This window comes from Ornithinimicrobium carbonis (assembly GCF_977012275.1).
In genome coordinates this window covers 759,361-779,916 of the sequence record NZ_OZ348993.1, presented here as the reverse complement: position 1 = coordinate 779,916, position 20,556 = coordinate 759,361, and the positions used below count along the sequence as shown (strand labels likewise).

Genomic DNA, 20,556 nt, shown 5'->3' with positions numbered 1-20,556 from the left:
TGGCGTCTCGCCCGCTCGTCGGTGCCCGGCCCGGGTCGGAGGATCAGGCGTCCCCACCCGCCCGGCCCGGGTCGGTGGATCAGGCGTTCCCGCCCGCCCGGCGACCGTCGTGCAGCTCCACGACCTGGTCGGCCCGGCCCATGAGGACGGGGTCGTGGGTGGAGACGACGCTGGCGATGCCCCGGGCGTGGGTGAGGTCGACGAGCAGGTCCATGATCGTGGCGGCGGTGTCGGAGTCCAGCTGGCCCGTGGGCTCGTCGGCGATCAGGATGTCCGGTCGCCCGACAAGAGCCCGGGCGATGCCGACCCGCTGCTGCTGGCCCCCGGAGAGCTCGTAGGGGCGCTGCCGCGCGTGCCGGTCCAGCCCCACCATCGCCAGTGCCTCGGCGACCCGGGCGGAGCGCTCGCCCGCGGGGACCTGCCGCAACCGCAGCGGCACCTCGACGTTCTCCTCGGCGGAGAGCACCGGGACGAGGCCGAAGCTCTGGAACACGTAGCCGATCCGCTCGCGCCGGACGGCGAGGACCTCCCTCTCGGGCAGCTCCGACAGCACCCTGCCGTCGTCGAGGAGAACCTGCCCGGAGGTGGGCCGGTCCAGCCCGCCGAGCAGGTTGAGCAGGGTCGTCTTGCCCGACCCCGACGGTCCGCGCACCACGGTCAGCCGCCCGCCCGGCACGTCCAGGTCGACGCCCGACAGTGCGTACACCTGCGTCGGACCGGTGCCGAACGTCCGGTGCAGGCCCCGCGCCGCCAGGACGACGACCGGGTGCCCTCCGGTCGGCCGCTCCTGCCCGCTCACCGCTTCTCCGTCCCCTCGGTGCCGTGCGTCTCGTCGTCCGGCCAGACCTGCACGTGGCTGCTCTCCTTCTCGATCCGGACCCGGTCGTGCAGCCCGAGCTCCTCGACGTGGGCACGGGGCAGCTGGATGCGGCCGGCCCGGTCGATGACGGTGTACTCCCGGGCGACCGTCCGCTCCACGCCGTCGGCGTCCACGACCCTCTGGCGCAGCACCTCGGTGGAGGTGCGCCCGTCCCGGATCTGGACCGTGCGCCGCACGTGGTCGGAGACGGTGGGGTCGTGGGTGACGACGAGGACGGTGGTGCCCAGCTCCTCGGCCGCCGAGCGCATCGCCCCGAGCACCTGCTCGGAGGCGGCGTCGTCCAGCTCGCCGGTCGGCTCGTCGGCGAGCAGCACGGAGGGGGAGTTGGCCAGGGCGGTGGCGATCGCCACCCGCTGCTGCTGGCCGCCGGAGAGCTGGGCCGGACGCCGGCCGGCGCAGTCGGCCACGCCCAGCAGGCCAAGCAGCTCCTCGACCCGGGCGGCCCGTTCCTTCCGCCCGCTGATGACCATCGGCAGCGCCACGTTGTCGGCCGCGGTGAGGAAGGGCAGCAGGTTGCGCGAGGTCTGCTGCCAGACGAAGCCGACGACGGAGCGCTGGTAGTCCACCCGCTGCGCCCGGCTCATGGCCATCAGGTCGACCCCGGCGACCCGGGCGCGGCCACCGGTGGGACGGTCCAGCCCGGAGAGGATGGTGAGCAGGGTCGACTTGCCCGAGCCGGAGGCGCCGACGAGGGCGACGACGTCACCGGGGTCGACGACGAGGTTGAGCCCCTGCAGGGCCTGCACCTCCACGCCCTCGGTGGAGTAGATGCGCACGAGGTCCTCGCACCAGATGTCGGGTCGTGCGGGTGTGGCGTTCATCGGTCCTCCCCGACGCGCAGGGCCTGCGCGAGGTTGGTGCGCCCGGCGAGCCGGGCGCTGACGGTGACGGCGGTCAGGACGGTCAGGACGACGGCGGCCAGGACGGCGCCGACGACGAGCGGGTCGACGGCCAGGGGCGGCTGGGACCGCCCGCCGGTCAGACCGGTGAGGTCGAGGGCCCGGACGAGCACCCAGGGCACCGCCAGCCCGAGGACCGCGCCGACCAGGAGCGAGGTGGCCAGCACCGGACCCAGCTCCCAGGCGGTCAGCGCACGGGTCTGGCCGGGGCGAAGCCCCAGGGTGCGCAGGACGGCGAGCAGCTGGGAGCGAGCCGCGGTCCCCATGAGCTGGACGACGAGGACGGCGAGCACGGTGAGCAGCCCCGTCAGCACGGTGGCCCCGACGAAGGCCCGGGTGAGCCCGGTCGTGACAGGGGCCGAGGTGAAGGAGTCCAGCTCCTCCTGGACGGTGGTGACCACCCCTGGGCCGACGAGCTTCTGCACCGCGTCCGCGACCGCACCGGTGTCCGCTTCCTGGGTGGTCGAGACCAGCGCCGCCCGGGCCGTGGGCATCCGGCGTCCGAGGTCGGTCCACCGGTCGGCGTCGATGAGCGCCCAGCTGCCGGGCGTCTGCACGCCGGGCAGCTCGGGAAGGTGCCCGACGACCTCGACCGGCCCGTCCACGCCCCGCAGGGTCGCCGCGCCCACCCGGTCGGGGGCGTCGCCCCCGGTGACCAGGGGGATGGGGCCGCCGTCGGCGTACAGCCGCGACGACGGACCGGGGGCGGGCGACCCGGGGCCGACCACCTGCTCCAGCGCGGGGTCCACGACGAGGATCCGCAGCGGCGTGCGGTCACCGTCGACGAAGAGCTCCTGGGTGGTGCCGACGTCCGCGACCCGGGCGACCGCCGCCACCCCCTCGACGCCGGCGAGCTGCTCGACCAGCGCGTCCGTCATCACCGGGCCGTTGACGCGGACGGCGGCACCGTTGGCCTGCCACGCTGCGGCCTCGGCCCCGCGGGTCACCGTCGTCAGCAGCACCGCGCTGACCAGCGCGACGGTGGTCCCCAGGACGACGGCCAGGGTGGGGACGAGTCCTCCGGCGGGGTCGCGCAGGGCACGGGCCGCGCCGAGGAAGGGCGTCAGCCCCCGGCGGTCGCGGAGCACCCGGGTGAGGGCGGCGAGCGGGACCGGGTAGAGCCGCAGGGCCACGACGCACGCGGCCAGCGCCAGCAGTACCGGGGTGGCGGCCGCGAGCAGGTCGACGCCGGAGGTCCCCGGGTCGTCGCCCCGCGAGCTGCGGTCCAGCAGCCGCCAGGTGGCCAGCCCGGCCAGGGCGACGACGGCCGCCTCCACGACCCACCGCCACCGCGAGCTGCTGCGGCGGGAGAGGTCGCGCCGGGTCTGCAGGAGGGAGGCGTCGTCGACGGACGCGGCCAGCGCGACCGCCGGGGCGGCGGCCACCGCCGCCGTGACCAACCACTCCTGCCAGCGCCCGCCCCCGGGCAGCAGCGCCCGGGCCAGGACGTGGCCGAGGAGGGCCGCCGGGACCCCGACGGCAAGCCCCTCGACCATCGCGATCCACCGCAGCTGCCGAGGGCCGGCCCCCCGGGCCAGCACGAGCGCCACGGACGGACGGCGCCGCTGGACCACCAGCCGGGCGGCAAGGCCGACGACCGCCAGCGCGACCCCGAGGGGCCCGGCGGCGACCACCGCGAGCAGCGAGGACGTCGCCCGCTGCTGGCGGACCACCTGGTCGAGGGTGCCGGTCAGCCCGGTCGCGAACGCGGGCGTCTGGTCGGCCTCGATCGGACCCAGCGCGGGGTCGCCGGCCTCCACGAGCGTGTGCTGCTGGGCGAGCATGCCGGTGAGCTGCCGGCGGACCAGACCCACGTCCACGCCCGTCCCGGACACGGCCGCCGGGTCGACGGGGAACCACAGCTCGTGCCGGACCGCGGTCGGCTGACCGAGGTAGCCGCGGCTGCCGGGGTCCACGAACGCGGTGACCAGGGCGGCCTGCCCGCGGTTGGGGTCGAAGAGCACCCCCATCCGGACGCCGTTGTCGACGTGCTGCCATCGCGGGTCCTGCGGGTCGAGCGGCCGGTACGTGCCGGCGACCACCAGCGGACCGACCCGGTCGCCGACCTCCCACAGCAGCTCCTCCGCGGCCTCCTCGAGGACGACCACCGGCACCCCGTCACCGGGTCCCCCGTCCGCTCCGACGTCGCGTCGTCCTCCGTCCGCTCCGACGTCGCCTCCTCCACCCCCGGCGTCGTCGGACGCGTCGACCCCGGGCCCGCCCCACGGGCCCGGGAGCGTGCCGTCGACGACCTCCACGTGCTCGGCCAGGTCCGGGTCCGCGTGGACGGCCACGTCCGCGCCGTAGTAGCCGCTCTCCACGTCCGGGACGTGCTCGACCGCGGTGGTGGCGCGGGCGTACATCTGCGCCTCCTGCAGCATCGACCGCAACGGCTCGGGCTGGGCGGCCCGGATGCGCGTCGCGCCCTCCTCGAACGGCGCCCACGGGTCGACCCCCGGCGGGGCCGGCACCTCCACCGTGCTGCTCCACCGGCCGGTGACGTCCCGCTGCAGGGCGGACAGGCCGCCGACGTCCTGGGCGAGCTGACGGTCGTTGACGTCCTGCAGGGCGCGCGGCACCGCGGTGAGCAGCAGGGAGACCACAGCCACCAGCAGGGCCAGCCCCACGGAGACCCACGGGTCGGCGGCGAACTGGCGCCACGCCATACCTGCTCCGGTATGCCGTCGCGTCCCGCGGTGGCGCCCGCTCACCGGATCTCCTCCCGGTAGCCGGTGTCCAGCGCCTGCCGGCGCACCCGGGTCGCCTGGGCGAGCACGACCGCGGCGACGGCGACCGCGCCGACGCTCATCAGGGAGGCCCACGGCAGGACCTCCAGGTGCAACGGAGCGGCCAGGGCGACCTGGTCGGCGGCCGTGGTGGAGCGCGCCAGCTCGGGCACGACGGCCCGGGCGACGAGCAGGCCCGCGCCCAGCCCGAGGGCGACCGAGGCGGCCACCACGCCGCCGAGCTCGAGGGCCCGGGATCGCGCCTGGGCGGCCGGCGGCATGCCCAGCGCCCGCAGCACCGCCACCTCGGGCCGACGCCCACCCAGCAGGGTCGCCGCGACCGCGCCGATGCCGGTGGCCGCCAGCAGGACGGCCCCGGCCGAGGCCACCCAGAAGACCCGACGGGCGGCGCCGGTCGCGTCGGTGACGAGCGCGGCGCGAGAGGCGGGCCCGGCGGCGGAGACCACGTCGTCACGACCGGCGAGCGCCTCGATCACGGCCGTCTCCTCACCGGGGGCGGTCGCGGCCCACAGCTCGGTCGGGAAGGGGAGCCCGCGGTCGTCGACGGCCAGCGCCCGGACCAGGCCGTCGCGGTCGAGCAGGGCGGCGCGGGGGGAGAGGGTGCCGGGAACCGCCGGCACCAGGGCGGCGACGGTGACCGGCACGTCGGTCCCGAACGCCTCGACCAGGGCGGCGTCGCCGACGCCGAGCTCGGCGGCGCGGGCCGCCTCGGGGGTGAGGGCCACCGGCACCGGCTCGACGGCGGCGTCGGTGCTGCCGGCCGTGCCCGGCGGGGCGAGCGGTCCTTCGGCCGGGGGAGGGCGGTAGCTGCGACCGGGACCCACGACGACAGTCTCCTCGGGCCAGTTGCGGCGGCCCGCCCCGCGCAGGGTCCAGGTGCTCTGCGACGTGTCGAGGGACGCGGGCACGAAGGCCGCGTCGTCGAAGACCCAGATGTCGCCGGTGACCGCGTCCACCCTCGTCTCCACGAGGTCGCGGCCCTCGGCCTGCGCCTCGGCCGCCAGGCGCTCGGCGTCGTCCTGCGCGGCCCGTGCCACGTCCGGCGGGGCCAGCTGCTCAGCCCCCCAGTCGTCGGTGGCCGGGCCGAGCACGTGGTCGCCGTCGCCGGTGGTCACCGAGAGTCGCGCGTCCACCTGCGCGGGCACGGGGTCCCACCGGTCCTGCGGCGTGAGCGGGGCCTCGAGGCGGACGTCCAGGAGCACCTGGGTGCTGCCCTCGGGAAGGGTGAAGGTGAGCGTGCCGGCACCGCCACCGGGCTCGACCTCGGCCTCGGTGTAGGGACGGCCCTCCTGCGGCGTGACCACCGGCCGCTGGACGGTGAGCGGTGGGCCGTCCACGACGTCGAGCGTCCCGCTGGTCGGGTCGAGGAGGGTCAGCGACACGGTCCAGGTGACCCTCCGGTCGTCCGCGGCGGCGCGGAGCTGGTCGTCGACGACCTGACGGGCCAGCGACCTGGCATCCTCCTCGGGGAGCGGTCCGCCGCCGTACGCCCCGTCGACGTAGTTCTGGACGTCCTGCTCATACCCCTCCTGGAGGGTGCGCAGGGACTCCTCCTCGACGGTGAGCTCGACGTCCAGGGTCGCCTCGAGGGTGGTCGTGCCGTCGGGGAGAGGAATGCCGTCCGCGGTCGGGCCCTCCGTCGTGAGGGCCACGACGGGCACGAGCGGGTGGATGGCCCCGCCCCCGCCCCCGCCCCCGCCCCCGTCCGGCTCCGCCTCCCTCGTCGAGGTGCCGGCCAGCTGCGGCCGGGTCGCCACGGCCGCCAGGTCGGCGACGGGGGAGACGGTGAGCCGGACCTGCGCGTCGCCGAGCCGGGCACCGTCGTCGACCCACACGGGTGCGGACCGCAGGACACCCGGTGTGCCCTGAAGGGTCGGCGGGGGCGGAGCCACCACCCCCGGATCGACGGTGGCCGGGGGCTCCGCCAGCACGGCCCGGACGGGGGCGCCCTGGGCCACCGAGCGCAGGTCGTCCCGCAGCTGGGCCGAGGTGCCGGCGTAGAGCCCCGACAGGGTCGTGGCCCCGACGGCGAGGACCGTGAGGACGGCGGGCACGGCGTAGACCGGCAGCCGGCGGGAGACCTGGGCGGCGGCCAGGTGACCGGTGGCGCCCCGGCCCGGGCGGGTGAGGACCTCGACCAGCCGGCCGACCGGGCCCAGCAGGGCCATCGCCACGACCGCGGCGGCGGCCAGCAGCAGCGCCGGTGCGGCGCCGGCGACCAGGTCGGTGCCGAGGGAACCGTCCTCCCGGGTCACGACGGGGGACCCGTGCCGACGCAGCTGCCACCAGGCCACGGCCGCCGCGCCGAGGACCAGCACCACGGTGGCCAGCGCGGTCGCGGCCCGGGTGCGCCCGGACACGTCGGCCCGACCTCCCGCGGTGAGCCGGCGCACCTGCAGCCCTGCGACGGCGACGAGCACGGCGAGGACCGCGGTGCCGGTCAGCAGAGCGACCCGCACCACCGTGGACCCCTGGCCGTCCCCGGCGGGCACGGCCTGCAGGACTCCCCACGCGGCAGCGCCGCCGAGGGCGGTGCCGACCAGCGCGACGACGGCGGACTCGACGACGGTGCTGCCCATCACCTGGGCGCCGGTCGCCCCGCGGGCCAGCAGCAGCTGGTGCTGCGGCTCCCGGGTGGTCGCCAGGAGCCTGGCCAGCTGGACCACGGACAGCATCGTCACCAGGACGAGCACCGAGAGCGGGACGACGCCCAGGGCCCGGGCCGTGGCCAGGTTGGTCGCGGCCGTGCCGGCGGTGGGGGCCAGGTCGCCGTCGACGGTCACGCCGCGGACGTCCACCTCGGGCGTCTTCATCGACGACCGCAGGCTGGCGGCAGCGGAGGCCAGGTGGGCCAGGTCGTCCGGCTGGATCCTGCTCGCGTCGGGCTGGACGGTCCACCGGACGAAGGGGGCCTCCACGACGCGGACCACGCCGTCCGGCGGCACGACCAGCGGCCCGCGGTCGTCCCCGTCCCGACCGGCGGCCACGAGCGGGTCGCCGAACCAGAAGGCGTCGTCGGCGTCCACGGGGCGCCACATCCCGACCACCTCGACGACGCCGCCGCCGACGTCGAGGGTGTCCCCGACCTGCACGCCCCAGCTCTCGGCCGCCGCGGCGTGCAGCATGCCCTGGACCGGCTCGGCGTCCGGGGCGGGCCAGTTCCCTACGACGATCTCGACCCGCTCCTGCGCGGAGGCGTCCTGCGGCGTGAGGGAGGCGCTGCCCAGGACGACGAGCCTGCCCTCCAGGCCGGTCCCCCCGAGGCCGACCGGGCGCGGCTCGCTGACGACCGTGCGCTGGACGCTGACGGGGGCGGGGGAGAACGCCTCGTCGACGAGACGGCGGGCGGCCGCGTCCTGGGCCTGCGGGTCCTCGGCCTGGCGGGTCTGCACCCGGATCCCGGCCTCCTGCGGCACGGCCCCGGTCAGCGAGGCCCGGGCGGCGGTCGTCGCCGCCGCGCCCGAGTACCCGACCGTCCCGGCGAGGATCGCGGTGGTGGCGGTGACGAGGACGAGGAGGGTCAGCAGCAGACCGGTGGACGCGCGGGCGCGACGGATCGCCCACCCCCACCACGTCGTCATGGGCCGAACACTAGACGCGGCCACCGACGTCTCCTCCGGCAGGTCTCGCCCCCCTCGGTCTCCGCTCCGGGACCGTCCACGGCCATCCGTGCAGGACCGTGGTCAGCCCTTCTCCCGCAGGTCCACGATCCGGCGCGCCTTGCCGACCGACCGCTCGATGCCGCCCTCGGTCAGCACGACGACCTGGGCGCTGGTGCCGATCCGCGACTTGATCTGGTGGCCCAGCTCGCGCGCGATCGAGGCCCGACGTGCCTCGTCCAGCCCCGGGGCGCCCTCGACGTTGACCGTCAGCTGGTCCATCCGGCCCGGCCGGGAGAGCACGCACTGGAAGTGCGGCGTCAGCCCCTCGGTGGCCAGCACCAGCTCCTCGATCTGGGTAGGGAAGACGTTGACGCCGCGCACGATCATCAGGTCGTCGCTGCGTCCGGTGATCTTCGCCATCCGCCGCATCGACGGGCGGGCCGTACCGGGCAGCAGCCGGGTCAGGTCGCGGGTGCGGTAGCGCAGCACCGGCATCGCCTCGCGGGTCAGCGCGGTGAGGACCAGCTCGCCCTCCTCCCCGTCCGGCACCGGCTCGTCGGTCAGCGGGTCCACGACCTCGGGCAGGAAGTGGTCCTCCCACAGCGTCAACCCGTCCTTGGTCTCCACGCACTCCTGCGCCACCCCCGGGCCCATCATCTCCGAGAGCCCGAAGATGTCGGTGGCGTGCATGCCGCAGGTGCCCTCGATCTCGGCGCGCATCGCCTCGGTCCACGGCTCGGCGCCGAAGACGCCGATCTGCAGCGACGTCTCGACCGGGTCGAGCCCGAGCTCCCTGACGTGGTCGACCAGGGCCAGGAAGTAGGACGGCGTCACCATGATGACGTCCGGCCGGAAGTCCTGGATCAGCTGGATCTGCTTCTCGGTCTGCCCGCCGCTCATCGGCACCACGGTGCACCCGAGCCGCTCGGCGCCGTAGTGGGCGCCCAGCCCGCCGGTGAACAGCCCGTACCCGTACGCCACGTGGACCAGGTGCCCGGGGCGGACCCCCGCGGCGCGCAACGACCGGGCGACGAGGCCGGCCCAGGTGTCGATGTCGCCCCGCGTGTAGCCCACGACGGTGGGGCGCCCGGTCGTCCCCGAGCTCGCGTGCAGGCGTACGCACTCCTCGCGGGGGACGGCGAGCATCCCGAACGGGTAGTTGTCGCGCAGGTCCGCCTTGGTCGTGAAGGGCAGCAGCCGGACGTCCTCCAGGCTCCGGACGTCGTCGGGATGGACGCCCCGCTCCTCCAGCTGCCGCCGGTAGTGCGGCACCCCCTCGTACGCCCGCCGCACGCAGCCCTGCAGCCGCTCCAGCTGCACGGCCCGCAGCTGGTCGACCGACCAGGTCTCGGCCTCGTCGTGCAGGTCCGGTCGGGGGTCGATCGTCGGCAGTGTCATACCTCACCTCTTCGTCGGGGCGGCTCAGGGCAGGGTATGCCGTTCCGACCGGCAGCGGGAAGCGTCACCCGCAGCGCGTTCCTCCCCGCTGCAGGTGACCTTTCCCGCCGTGGTGAGCAGGCCCGCGGAGAGCCCTGCAACCGCGTGCGCAGGAGCCGGCCGCACTACGCTCCAGAGATGCACCGCATCTTCACCACGAGCGTCGCCTCGGTCTACCCGCACTACGTCACCAAGGTGGAGCGCAAGGGACGCACGAAGGCCGAGCTGGACGAGGTCGTCGAGTGGCTCACCGGGTTCGACGAGCAGGCCCTGCAGCGCCACCTGGACGCCGGGACGACGTTCGAGGACTTCTTCGCCGCCGCCGAGCTCAATCCGCGGGTCGACCAGATCACAGGGGTGGTCTGCGGGGTGCGCGTCGAGGACGTCGAGGACCCCCTCATGCAGAAGATCCGCTACCTGGACAAGCTCGTCGACGAGCTGGCCAGGGGCAAGGCGATGCAGAAGGTGCTGCGCGGGTGAGGCCCGGGCGTCGTGCCACAGTGGGCGCATGACGACGCCGCACGACGACGAGACCCGGGCGGAGACGGACCTGCCCCCGCCCGGGACCGACCCGGCCGCACCCGGGACCGAGCAGGCACCGCTGCCCGCCTCGCCCCTGCTCGCTGATCCTGCGGACACCCCCGTAGCGGTCATCGGGGCCGGCGCGATGGGAGCCGGTATTGCCCAGGTCGCCGCCGGGGCCGGGCACCCCGTGCACCTGGTCGACGCCCAGGAGGGGGCCGCGGCGAAGGCCGTGGACCGCATCGGGGCCGGCCTGGCCCGCCAGGTGGCCAGGGGCAGGACGGAGCAGGCGGACGTCGACGCGCTGCTCGCGCGCATCACCACGGTGGCCACGTCCGACATGACCACCGTGCCGCCGGTCGCGCTCGTCGTGGAGGCGGTCGTCGAGCATCTCGACGTCAAGCGGGTGATCTTCCGCCAGCTCGAGGAGGCCCAGCCGTCGGACACGGTGCTGGCGACCAACACGTCCAGCCTGTCGATCGACGCCATCGTCGGGGAGGCCACGACCGGTCACGACGCGGCGCTGCACGGCGGTCGGTCGCCCGCGCTCCGTCACCCCGGCCGGGTCCTGGGCCTTCACTTCTTCAACCCCCCGCCGGTGATGCGCCTCGTCGAGGTCGTCCGGGGCGAACGGTCCGACCCCGCGGTGCTCGAAGCAGCGGCCGAGCTGGTGCGCCGCTGGGGCAAGACCCCTGTGCAATGCACCTCGACCCCCGGGTTCATCGTCAACCGGGTCGCGCGACCGTTCTACGGGGAGGCCCAGCGGATGGTGCAGGAGGGGCTGGTCGACGCGGCCACCGTCGACCTGGCCCTGCGGCGGGCCGGCTTCCGGATGGGGCCGATGGAGCTGACCGACCTCATCGGCCAGGACGTCAACCTCGCCGTCGGGGAGTCGGTGTGGCACCAGACGGACGAGGATCCGCGCTACGCACCGACCGACTACCAGCGCCTCCTCGTGCGGGAGGGCCGCCTGGGTCGCAAGACCGGCAGGGGCGTGTTCACCTACGACGAGGAGGGCCGGGCCGTCGACGCCGACCCCGACGAGGAGCTGGCCACCCGGCTCGTCGGCGGGACCGTGGTCACCGACCCGGTCGCCCGCACCCTGGCGATGCTCGTCAACGAGGGGGTCGACCTGGTCCACCGCGGGGAGGCCTCGGCCGAGGACGTCGACACCGCGATGCGGCTGGGGACCAACTACCCCCAGGGGCCCTTCGGCTGGCTGGCCGAGCTGGGCGCCGACCGGGTCCGGGAGACCCTCGCCGAGCTCGACCTGGTCTACCCGGGCGGCCGCTACCGGCCGAGCGAGGCCCTGTGAGCGCCGGCGCCACCGGCGAGACCGCCGGCGACGCTCCTGCCACGCCGCCCGGCCTTGAGCACGTGCGGCGGATGTGGGCGCAGGACCGTGCCTCCGCCCACCTGGGCATCGAGCTGCTCGACGTCGGGGTCGAGGCGCGCGACGGCATACCCCTGGGTCGGGCCCGGACCCGGATGCGGGTGACCGGGACCATGGTCAACGGGCACGACATCGCCCACGGCGGCTTCGTGTTCGCCCTCGCCGACTCGACCTTCGCCCTGGCCTGCAACGCCACCGGCAGGACCACGGTCGCGGCCGGCTGCGACATCACCTACGTGGCGGCCGGCCGCCTCGACGACGTCCTCGTCGCCGAGGCCCGGGAACGGATCACCTACGGCCGCAGCGGGATCACCGACGTCACGGTGACCCGGGAGGACGGTGCGGTGGTGGCCGAGTTCCGCGGCCGCAGCCGCGCGCTCTCCCACGGCTGACCGAGGGCGCCGCCCCGGCCCCGGCCCTCTCCCCGGCCGCCCGGGTGCGCCTGCACGCGCGGTCCAGCAGGATGGTCCGGTGCAGACCTTCCTACCCGTGCCGGGCTTCGACGACAGCGCCCGGCTCCTCGACGACGCCCGGCTGGGCAAGCAGCGCGTCGAGACGCTGCAGGTGCTGCGTGCCCTCGAGCTGACCGACTACGGCTGGGTCAACCACCCGGTCGTGCGGATGTGGCAGGGCCGGATCCCCGCACTGGTGGCCTACGGGTTGGCGACCGTGCAGGAGTGGCGCGGGCGGGGGCACGCCGACAGCACGGCGCCGCTCATCGCCGAGTTCGCCCCTGAGGTCGTCGGCACCAGCCAGGACCAGCTCGCTGCGGGTGGGCTCCTGCCCTCCTGGCTGGGGGACGAGGCGCTGCACCGGTCCCACCGCTCCAACCTGCTCGCCAAGGACCCCGACCACTACCGCCCGCTGCTCACCGCGCGCTTCGGCCCCGAGCCGGACGACCTGCCCTACGTGTGGCCCGGGGCGGACGACCTCCCCTCCCCGCCGGAGCCGCAGGGCACCCGGGTCTGGGTGGTCCGCCCCTCCTCGGAGACCGAGCTCGGGGTCTGCCTGGCCGCCGGCGTCATGGGGCTGGGCACGCGGTCCGGCATCGACGTGGACGCCGACGGTCTAGGTCCTGGGGAGCTGCTCTCGTTGGCCCGGGAGCGCTCGGGACGCCGCCCCGCCAAGGACCTCCGGCAGCTGTCCGCGCTCCTGGACGAGGTCCGCCCGGGAGACCCCGTGGGCCTGCCCGTGCAGGACGGCACCGGGCTGCTGCTCGGCGAGGTCGTCGGGGACTACGTCTTCGTCCCCCGTGAGGTGCTCCCGCACCGCCGACCGGTCCGCTGGCGCGCCGTCGTGCCGCGGGCCTCCGCCCGCCGCCCGGCGACGCTGCAGGACCCCCGGGCGCTGTTCTCCGTGGTGCTCGACCCGGCGCTCGTTCCCGTCGACGCGGGGCCGCGGTGACGGGAAGCCCCTCCCGCCGGGCGGGAGGGGGCCGGGCCGGCACGGTTCCGGCAGGGGCACGCGGCCGGACGGCTGACCTGGCCCTCCCCTTCGTCGTCGGTCTCTTCGGCACCGCCGCGCTGCTCGCGCTCGGGATCGCGACCGGCCAGGCCAACTGGGCGGTCTACCTCACCGTCCTGGTGCTGGGGGCCGCCGGCGTGGCCCGCCTCCACCGGCGCGTGGGCCTGTCCGCACCGACGGTGTGGGGGCTGGTCGTCTTCGGCCTCGGCCACCTCGCCGGAGGGATGGTCCCGGTCGGCTCCGGCACGCTCTACCAGTGGTGGCTGGTGCCGGACGTCGTGCGCTACGACAACCTGCAGCACGCGGTCGGCTTCGGCGTGGTCGGCCGGGCCACCTGGGAGGCGATGGGCCGCCTCCTCGCCCCGGTCCCCGAGCACCGGGCGACAGTGGCCTGGTGGGTCGTGGTCCTCGGTGCGGGTGCGTTCGGAGCGGTGAACGAGGTCGTCGAGTGGGTGCTGACGCTGACCCTGGAGTCCACGAACGTCGGGGGGTACGACAACACCGTCCGCGACCTGCTGGCGAACCTCGTCGGCGGAACGCTCGTGGGCTGGGCCACCGCGCACGAGGTGCGACGGGCTGGGAGGGCCCACCCCCGCCCCGTGTCGTTAGGCTGACGGCATGCCTGACACCGCGACGACGCACCCGCTCCTGGAGAAGCACCGGACCACCCTCGAGGAGGCCGCCCAGGCCCTCCGGGAGCGCAGCTACTACAGCCGCTACCCCGAGTCGCCCAGCCCCCGGGTCTACGGGGAGACCGCCCCCCAGGACGGCCAGGACGCCCACGAGCGCAGCCTGAACACCAGCTACGCCGCGCTCGCGGACCAGCCCTCGACCGGCCGCGAGGTGGGCAGCGAGGTCAGCCCCTACGGCCCCACGCTCGGGGTGCGCTACCCCGAGCTGGACGTGGACGCCGCGATGGACGCGGCGCTCGCCGCGATGCCGGCCTGGCGGGACGCCGGCGCCGAGGTCCGCGCCGCCGTCTGCACCGAGATCGTGGACCGGATCAACGCCAGCTCCCACCAGATGGCCCACGCCGTCATGCACACCAGCGGCCAGCCGTTCGTCATGAGCTTCCAGGCCGGTGGTCCGCACGCGCAGGACCGGGCCCTGGAGGCGGTCGTGGCCGCCCTCGAGGAGCAGACCCGCATCCCCGCCTCCGTGGTCTGGGAGAAGCCGGCCAAGGGCGAGCCGGTCCGGATGCAGAAGGACTACCGCGTCGTGCCGCGGGGGGTGGCGCTGGTCATCGGCTGCAACACCTTCCCCACCTGGAACGCCTACCCGGGCATCTTCGCCAGCCTGGCCACCGGCAACCCCGTCGTCGTCAAGCCCCACCCGCGGGCGGTCCTGCCGCTGGCGCTCACCGTGGCCACCGCCCGCGAGGTTCTCCTGGAGGCGGGCTTCGAGCCCGCGCTGGTCCAGCTGGCGCCCGAGGGCGACGGCGGCACCCTCGCCAAGGACCTGGCCCTGCACCCGGCCGTGAAGATCATCGACTACACCGGAGGCCCGGGGTTCGGCGCCTGGCTGGAGACCGAGGGGGCCAAGGCGGGCAAGCTCGTCTACACCGAGAAGGCCGGCCTCAACTCGGTGGTCGTCGACTCCACCGACGACCTCAAGGGGCTGCTGGGCAACCTGGCGTTCTCCTTCTCCCTCTACTCCGGGCAGATGTGCACCGCCCCGCAGAACGTCTACGTCCCCGCCACCGGCGTCGACACCGACCAGGGCCACCTGGACGCCGACGAGTTCGGTCGGAGGCTGGCCGGGGCCATCGAGCGGTTCACCGCCGACGACGCCCGTGCCGTGGAGGTGCTCGGCGCCACCGTCAACGACGACGTCCGCGGCCGGGCGACCGACGTCCCCGCCCTGGCGGAGCGTCTGGGCGGCGACGTCCTCCTCGACTCCCGCCCCGTCACCCACCCCCTCTACCCCGACGCCGTCGTGCGCACCCCGGCGCTGGTGACCACGGACGCGGGCAACGAGGTGGCCTACACCCAGGAGTGCTTCGGCCCGGTCGCCTTCGTCGTCCGCACAGCCGACACCCCGGAGTCGCTGCGGCGGTTCGCCGAGACGGTGCGCACCCACGGCGGCATGACGGCCTCCGTCTACTCCACTGACGAGCAGGTGCTCCAGGACGCCCGGGAGGCCGCGGTCGAGGCCGGGGTCGCCCTGTCGGAGAACCTGACGGGGCAGATCTTCGTCAACCAGACGGCGGCCTTCAGCGACCTGCACGGGACGGGGGCCAACCCGGCGGCCAACGCCGCCTACGCGGACGCGGCGTTCGTGGCCAACCGGTTCCGGGTCATCACGAGCCGGCGGCACGTCTGAGCACGGACCACGGGACGGGTATGCCGCCGCTCCCCGGCGAGGGTCCGGGCGCCGTGGGCGGTGAGCCGGTCGAGCCCGGGCTGCCCGGCCGGGTCCGGCGCCGGACCGTCGCTCCCGGGGTCGTCGAGCTGGTCGGCCTGACCCACCTTCCGGCCGACCCGACGGACGCCACCGACCTCGTGGTCCAGCTGGTCGAGCGGTCGTTCGCCGACGGCCACCACCGGGTGGAGGCCGAGGTCGGGGCGGACGACCACGGGAGGCGACGCGTGCTGCAGCGCGCCGGGCTCCGGCCGGAGGGGGTCGCCCGCGGGCGGCTCGCCGCCGACGACGGTCCGCCCGGCGACGCCCTCCGGCTCGGTCGGGTGCGGGAGGACCCCTCGCCCGGGACCCCGGCCGGGTTCCTGGGCATGCTCAACGCGACGCTGCCCACCAAGCGGCTCATCGTCCAGGGGCTGGTCCGGGACGACCAGGGCCGCGTGCTGCTGTGCGAGCTCACGTACAAGCGCGACTGGGACCTGGTCGGCGGGGTGGCCGAGCCCGACGAGACCCCGGTGGCCAGCCTCGAGCGCGAGGTCTGCGAGGAGCTGGGGGTCGAGCTGCCCGTCGGGGACCTGCTCGCCGTGGACTGGCTCCCGCCCTACAAGCAGTGGACCGACGCCCTCCTGCTCGTCTTCGACCTGGGCGTGCACGCCGACCTGCTCGACCGGGCCGTCCTGCAGCGGACCGAGCTGCGGTCCGTCCACTGGTGCACGCTCGAGGAGGCCGCCGAGCACGTCGCCCCGTACGTCGCCCGCCTGCTGAGGTCGCTCGACGATGCCCTCATGCGGAGCAGCCCGGGCACCCTGTTCCTGGAGGACGGCGTCCCCCGCGGGACGCTCCCGGACTGACCGGCGGGCCGGTCCGGGGGTGCCTTCCGGGGCGGCCCACGGTGTCTTCCCGGGGCGGCGTGTGGTGCCGTCGACGGGCGGCCCGCGGTGCCCTCCGTGGGCGGCCCGCGGCGCCTTCCGTGGGCAGCCGGCCACCGCCTCCCGGGGGACCGTCGTGGTGTCCGCCAGGCGGTCGTGCGCTACCTTTCGCTGGTGGCCAAGCACAGCCGTCCGCCGGAGGACAACGACCGCAGGGGACTTCTGTGGATCCTGCTCGCCCTGCTCGTCGCCGCCGTGGGAGCGGGTGCCTTCTGGCTGCTCGGCGGCGACGACGACGGTGCCGACGACCCGGCGGCCGACGCGCCGTCCCGGACCGAGGACGCCCCGGGCACCGCTGCTCCCGACGACGGGGAGGCCACCAGCGCGCCCCCCGCAGCCGCCCCGGCCAGCTGCGACCCGGTGACCGTCTGGTCGGCCCCCGAGCTGCTGCCGGCCGTGACCGCGGCGGCCGAGCGGGCCGGCGACGACTGCTTCAGCTACGACGTCCAGGAGCGCGAGACCGCCACCTCCCAGGCCGAGATCCGTTCCGGCGAGGCGCCCGACGTCTGGCTGCCCAGCTCCGTGGCGTGGGCCCAGCTGGCCGCGCAGGAGGGCGTGGAGCTGCAGGTCGGCCCGACGGTGGCCAGCAGCCCGGTGCTGCTCACCGGCACCCCGGAGACGATCGGCGGCATGGGCAGCCTGGGGCTGACCCCCGACAGCAGCTTCGCCGAGCTGGCGCAGGTCTACCAGGAGCAGGCGTCCACCGGGGACGCCCAGCTGAGCATGCGCCTGGGCGACCCCCGCAACGACCCGGCGACGATGGCGCTGCTGTCGGCCACCGCCGACGAGCTGGGTGCCCTCGACGAGCCGGGAGGACCGGGTCGCAGCCTGCTCGTCGTGCTCGCCCAGACCGCCGTCCAGGGCGACCCGCTCTCGGCCCTGCGCTCGGACGCCGACACGCTCGTCCCGGCCACCGAGCAGCAGATCGGGGCTGCGGTCGCCGACGGCGAGCAGCTCCAGGGCGTGCAGCTCGGCGGGGACCTGGGCACCGTGCAGATGCCGGTCGTGCGGGTCGGGCAGGAGGGGTCCGCCGAGGCGGTCGAGGCCCTGCAGGAGGAGCTGACCTCCGAGACCGCCGCCGACGACCTCGCCGCCCTGCACCTGCGACCGGGCACGGAGGGTGAGGCTCCCGGCGTCGACGGCGTTCCGGACCGGGTGCGCACGACCGCCGAGGTCCCGGACGAGGAGCTTACCGCCACGGTGGCCGGGACGTGGGCGGTCATCGCCCCGCAGTCGCGGATCCTGGCGCTCATCGACATCTCCGGGTCGATGGCGGCGCCCGTCGACGATGACCTCACCCGCATCGACCTCACCCGGCAGGCGGCCCAGACGGCGCTGGCCGTCATCCCCGAGCAGACCGCCGTGGGCGTCTGGTACTTCGCGACCTCGCTCGACGGGGACCAGGACCACGTCGAGGCAGCCCCGTTGCGCCCGCTGTCCGACGAGGTCGGCGACGGAGCCACCCAGCAGGAGGTGCTGCTCGGGGTCACCGAGGAGCTCGGGGTGGACACGCTGCAGGGCGACACCGGCCTGCACGACTCGCTCTGGGCGGCGTACAGCGCCATGCAGGACGAGGACGTCGACGACGCGATCAGCTCGGTGCTCATGCTGACCGACGGCATCAACGACGACTCGACCGGCGGACTGTCGGAGGACGAGGTCGTGGCCCTGCTCCAGCAGGCCCGTGAGGAGGGGGACCGGCAGGTGACCGTCGTCCTCATCGGCGTCGGTCCGGACGTCGACGCCGACGCGCTGGAGCGGCTGGCGACGGCCGCCGGCGGTGAGTCCCTGGTCCTCACCGACCCCCGCGAGCTGCCCCAGGTCTTCGTCGACGTCGTCGCCCGCCGCGCCGCCTGACGCGGGGAGAGGCACCGCCGTGACGGGGCAGCACCGCACACCTCCCGGCCCGCCGGACCTCGTCGCCGCGGCGGAGCTCTGGGAGGGGTATGCCGCCACCCACCCGGACGTCGTCGCCGCCTGCCCCGACCACACGGTCGAGCACTTCGGTGACTCCGAGGAGCTGGCCGACGAGCTGCTCGGCCTGGTGCTGGCCGGCGGCAAACGGGCGACCTCGGCGCTCGTCGCCGACTTCCTCGCCGAGGGCGAGCCGTTGCCACGGGTCGGCTCCCACTGGATCGCCTGCGACGGTCGGGGCAGGCCGCGCATCGTCATCCGCAGCACCGAGCTGCGGATCGGCACCTTCGACGGTGTCGACCCGGCCTACGCCGCGGACGAGGGGGAGGGTGACCTGTCGCTGGAGAGCTGGCGGCGCGAGCACCGGCGCTACTGGACGCGCAGCTGCGCGGCGCGCGGCGAGTCCTGGTCGCAGGACCAGGAGATCGTGCTCGAGCGGTTCGTCGTGGTGTGGCCGCCCGAGCACGCCGACCCCGGGACCTGACCCCCCCTGCCCCTGCGTCCCGCAGGTCGGCGCCGACCCGCGCTGCTGCTGCACACCCCTGACAGGCGTGGTCGGGCGCTGGCAGGATGCGCGGCATGACCATCGAGACGAGCACCGTCCGGACCGACCGCCTGTCCACCTTCGTCCGGCGGGCGGGAGACCCCGGCGATCCGGTCCTGCTCCTCGTCCACGGCAACGTCAGCTCGTCGGTGTTCTTCGACGAGCTGATGGAGGACCTCTCCGCCGACCACCACGTGGTGGCGCCCGACCTGCGTGGGTACGGCGACTCCGAGCGGCTCCCCATCGACGCCACCCGGGGGGTGCGCGACCTCGCCGACGACCTGGCCGCCCTGCTCCACGCCCTCGGCGTCGACGGGCCCGTCGACGCCCTGGGGTGGTCGGCGGGCGGGAACGCCGTCCTCCAGCTGGCGATCGACCACCCGCACCGCGTGCGCCGGCTGGTCCTCGAGGCGACCGGGAGCCCCTACGGCTTCGGCGGCTCCACCGGCCTGGACGGACGTCCGGTGGCCGACGACTTCGCGGGGTCCGGGGGTGGCACAGCCAACCCGGCGTTCTGCCAGGCGCTCGGGGCCGGCGACCGCGGCGAGGATCCGACCAGCCCGCTGACCACCCTGCGCCAGTTCTACGTCGCACCGGGGTTCACGTTCGACCCCGACGTCGAGCAGCGCTACCTGGACGGGATGCTGAAGACCTCCGTGGGGGAGGACGTCTACCCCGGCGACCTCACCACGTCCTCGAACTGGCCCGGCGTGGCCCCGGGCACCACCGGGATGAACAACGCCCTGTCGCCGAAGTACCTCGACCAGAGCGCCTTCACCGGCCTGGACCCCGCCCCGCCGGTGCTGTGGGTCCGGGGCGACCTGGACCAGATCGTCTCGGACACCTCGATGTTCGACCTCGCGCAGCTGGGCCGGCTCGGCGCCGTCCCCGGGTACCCCGGCGAGGAGGTCTGCCCCACCCAGCCGATGGTGTCCCAGGTGCGGGCGGTGCTCGAGGCGGCCGGCCCGTTCACCGAGGTCGTCTACGAGGGGTGCGGGCACGCGCCGCACCTGGAGCGCCCGGCACGGTTCGCCGCGGACGTGCGCGGGTTCCTGGCCTGGGGAGGGGGAACGCCCCCCGCCTCGCGGGGGAGGGGTGCGGCTCAGGCCTGGGGCAGCGGGGTGGCCAGCATCGCCTCGAGGGCGATGGTGACCATGTCGCCGAAGGTCTGCTCGCGCTCCGACGCGCTCGTCTCCTCACCCGTGACGATGTGGTCGGAGACCGTGCACACCGTCAGCGCCTGCCGCCGGGCCCTGGCTGCGAGCGTGTAGATCTCGGCCGCCTCCATCTCCACCGCCGCGACGCCGTACTCCACGACCTTCGCGGTCAGCTCCGGGCGGGAGTGGTAGAAGCTGTCCGAGCTGAACACCGTGCCCACGAGGTGTCGCGCCCCGTGGGTCTCGGCCGCCTCGACCGCGGCCCGCAGCAGCGCGAAGTCCGCCGTCGCGGGGTAGTGGTAGCCCTGGAAGCGCAGCGTGTTCATCGAGCTGTCGGTCGCCGCGGCCATCGCCAGCACCACGTCGCGCACCTGCAGCCGCTCGGTCAGGGCCCCGCAGGACCCCACCCGCACCAGCTGCTGCACGTCGTACTCGTCGATGAGCTCGTTGACGTAGATCGAGGCGGACGGCTGCCCCATACCCGTCCCCTGCACCGAGACCCGCTCCCCGCGGAAGGTGCCGGTGAAACCGAGCATCCCCCGCACCTCGGAGTAGCACTCGGCGTCGTCGAGGAAGGTCTCGGCGATCCACCGGGCGCGCAGGGGGTCCCCCGGCAGCAGGATGCGGGGGGCGATCTGACCGGGCTGGGCGGCGATGTGCGTGCTCACGGGACCCAGGGTATGCGGCACTAGGCTGACCGGCGACGTCGG

Annotated in this window: 15 protein-coding genes and 1 pseudogene; 10 read left to right on the top strand and 6 right to left on the bottom strand. The window is 75.2% G+C overall.

The window, feature by feature from the left end:
* Positions 1-79 precede the first annotated feature (79 nt).
* The 5 genes from ACWHYA_RS03600 to paaK form a co-directional block, all read right to left on the bottom strand.
* Positions 80-799: an ABC transporter ATP-binding protein gene (locus tag ACWHYA_RS03600; RefSeq protein ID WP_425943067.1), complete on the bottom strand. Its 720-nt coding sequence runs from the start codon at positions 797-799 to the stop codon at positions 80-82.
* Positions 796-1,701 (bottom strand): ABC transporter ATP-binding protein, encoded by a 906-nt coding sequence (locus ACWHYA_RS03595; RefSeq protein WP_425943068.1) that lies wholly within the window; start codon positions 1,699-1,701, stop codon positions 796-798. The genes ACWHYA_RS03600 and ACWHYA_RS03595 overlap by 4 nt, the downstream gene beginning before the upstream one ends.
* Complete coding sequence (locus ACWHYA_RS03590; RefSeq protein ID WP_425943069.1) at positions 1,698-4,490, bottom strand: ABC transporter permease; 2,793 nt, start codon at positions 4,488-4,490, stop codon at positions 1,698-1,700. Before ACWHYA_RS03590 ends, ACWHYA_RS03595 begins: the two co-directional genes overlap by 4 nt.
* The gene (locus ACWHYA_RS03585) at positions 4,487-8,107 is read right to left on the bottom strand and encodes an FtsX-like permease family protein (RefSeq protein ID WP_425943070.1); all 3,621 of its coding nucleotides are present in this window, start codon (positions 8,105-8,107) and stop codon (positions 4,487-4,489) included. Before ACWHYA_RS03585 ends, ACWHYA_RS03590 begins: the two co-directional genes overlap by 4 nt.
* A gap of 102 nt (positions 8,108-8,209) precedes the next feature.
* Entirely contained in the window at positions 8,210-9,526 is a 1,317-nt protein-coding gene (gene paaK, locus ACWHYA_RS03580) for a phenylacetate--CoA ligase PaaK (protein WP_425943071.1), read from the bottom strand.
* A gap of 177 nt (positions 9,527-9,703) precedes the next feature.
* On the opposite strand from paaK, the gene ACWHYA_RS03575 reads away from it, so the two are divergent.
* From ACWHYA_RS03575 to ACWHYA_RS03530, 10 genes and pseudogenes are all read left to right on the top strand, one after another.
* Complete coding sequence (locus ACWHYA_RS03575; protein WP_425943072.1) at positions 9,704-10,045, top strand: DUF2200 domain-containing protein; 342 nt, start codon at positions 9,704-9,706, stop codon at positions 10,043-10,045.
* A gap of 28 nt (positions 10,046-10,073) precedes the next feature.
* Positions 10,074-11,402, top strand: a complete 1,329-nt coding sequence (locus tag ACWHYA_RS03570; RefSeq protein ID WP_425943073.1) for a 3-hydroxyacyl-CoA dehydrogenase NAD-binding domain-containing protein — start codon at positions 10,074-10,076, stop codon at positions 11,400-11,402.
* Entirely contained in the window at positions 11,399-11,872 is a 474-nt protein-coding gene (gene paaI / locus ACWHYA_RS03565; RefSeq protein WP_425943074.1) for a hydroxyphenylacetyl-CoA thioesterase PaaI, read from the top strand. Before ACWHYA_RS03570 ends, paaI begins: the two co-directional genes overlap by 4 nt.
* 79 nt (positions 11,873-11,951) lie before the next feature.
* Positions 11,952-12,884 (top strand): MSMEG_6728 family protein, encoded by a 933-nt coding sequence (locus tag ACWHYA_RS03560; protein WP_425943075.1) that lies wholly within the window; start codon positions 11,952-11,954, stop codon positions 12,882-12,884.
* Positions 12,881-13,558 carry a hypothetical protein gene (locus tag ACWHYA_RS03555; protein WP_425943076.1) on the top strand — a complete coding sequence of 226 codons (678 nt, stop codon included), beginning with the start codon at positions 12,881-12,883 and terminating at the stop codon, positions 13,556-13,558. Before ACWHYA_RS03560 ends, ACWHYA_RS03555 begins: the two co-directional genes overlap by 4 nt.
* Positions 13,559-13,562: 4 nt before the next feature.
* A complete protein-coding gene (paaN, locus tag ACWHYA_RS03550) occupies positions 13,563-15,266 on the top strand; it encodes a phenylacetic acid degradation protein PaaN (protein ID WP_425943077.1) in 1,704 nt (567 codons plus the stop codon).
* 20 nt (positions 15,267-15,286) lie between these two features.
* Entirely contained in the window at positions 15,287-16,153 is an 867-nt protein-coding gene (locus tag ACWHYA_RS03545) for an NUDIX hydrolase (protein ID WP_425943078.1), read from the top strand.
* A gap of 192 nt (positions 16,154-16,345) precedes the next feature.
* Entirely contained in the window at positions 16,346-18,088 is a 1,743-nt protein-coding gene (locus ACWHYA_RS03540; protein ID WP_425943079.1) for a substrate-binding domain-containing protein, read from the top strand.
* A 19-nt stretch (positions 18,089-18,107) separates the two neighbouring features.
* Positions 18,108-18,629 (top strand): ASCH domain-containing protein, encoded by a 522-nt coding sequence (locus tag ACWHYA_RS03535; RefSeq protein WP_425943080.1) that lies wholly within the window; start codon positions 18,108-18,110, stop codon positions 18,627-18,629.
* An 86-nt stretch (positions 18,630-18,715) separates the two neighbouring features.
* Positions 18,716-19,714 (top strand): annotated as a pseudogene (locus ACWHYA_RS03530) (alpha/beta hydrolase); the annotation flags it as partial.
* A gap of 77 nt (positions 19,715-19,791) precedes the next feature.
* Here the strand turns inward: ACWHYA_RS03530 and deoD are convergent.
* Positions 19,792-20,514 (bottom strand): purine-nucleoside phosphorylase, encoded by a 723-nt coding sequence (gene deoD, locus ACWHYA_RS03525; RefSeq protein WP_425943081.1) that lies wholly within the window; start codon positions 20,512-20,514, stop codon positions 19,792-19,794.
* Positions 20,515-20,556: the final 42 nt, after the last annotated feature.

Coding starts and splice junctions, on each gene's coding strand:
- ACWHYA_RS03595 (WP_425943068.1), bottom strand. CDS start 1,701: ATGAACGCCACACCCGCACGACCCGACATCTGGTGCGAGGACCTCGTG.
- ACWHYA_RS03575 (WP_425943072.1), top strand. CDS start 9,704: ATGCACCGCATCTTCACCACGAGCGTCGCCTCGGTCTACCCGCACTAC.
- paaK (WP_425943071.1), bottom strand. CDS start 9,526: ATGACACTGCCGACGATCGACCCCCGACCGGACCTGCACGACGAGGCC.
- ACWHYA_RS03570 (WP_425943073.1), top strand. CDS start 10,074: ATGACGACGCCGCACGACGACGAGACCCGGGCGGAGACGGACCTGCCC.
- paaN (WP_425943077.1), top strand. CDS start 13,563: ATGCCTGACACCGCGACGACGCACCCGCTCCTGGAGAAGCACCGGACC.
- ACWHYA_RS03545 (WP_425943078.1), top strand. CDS start 15,287: ATGCCGCCGCTCCCCGGCGAGGGTCCGGGCGCCGTGGGCGGTGAGCCG.
- ACWHYA_RS03585 (WP_425943070.1), bottom strand. CDS start 8,107: ATGACGACGTGGTGGGGGTGGGCGATCCGTCGCGCCCGCGCGTCCACC.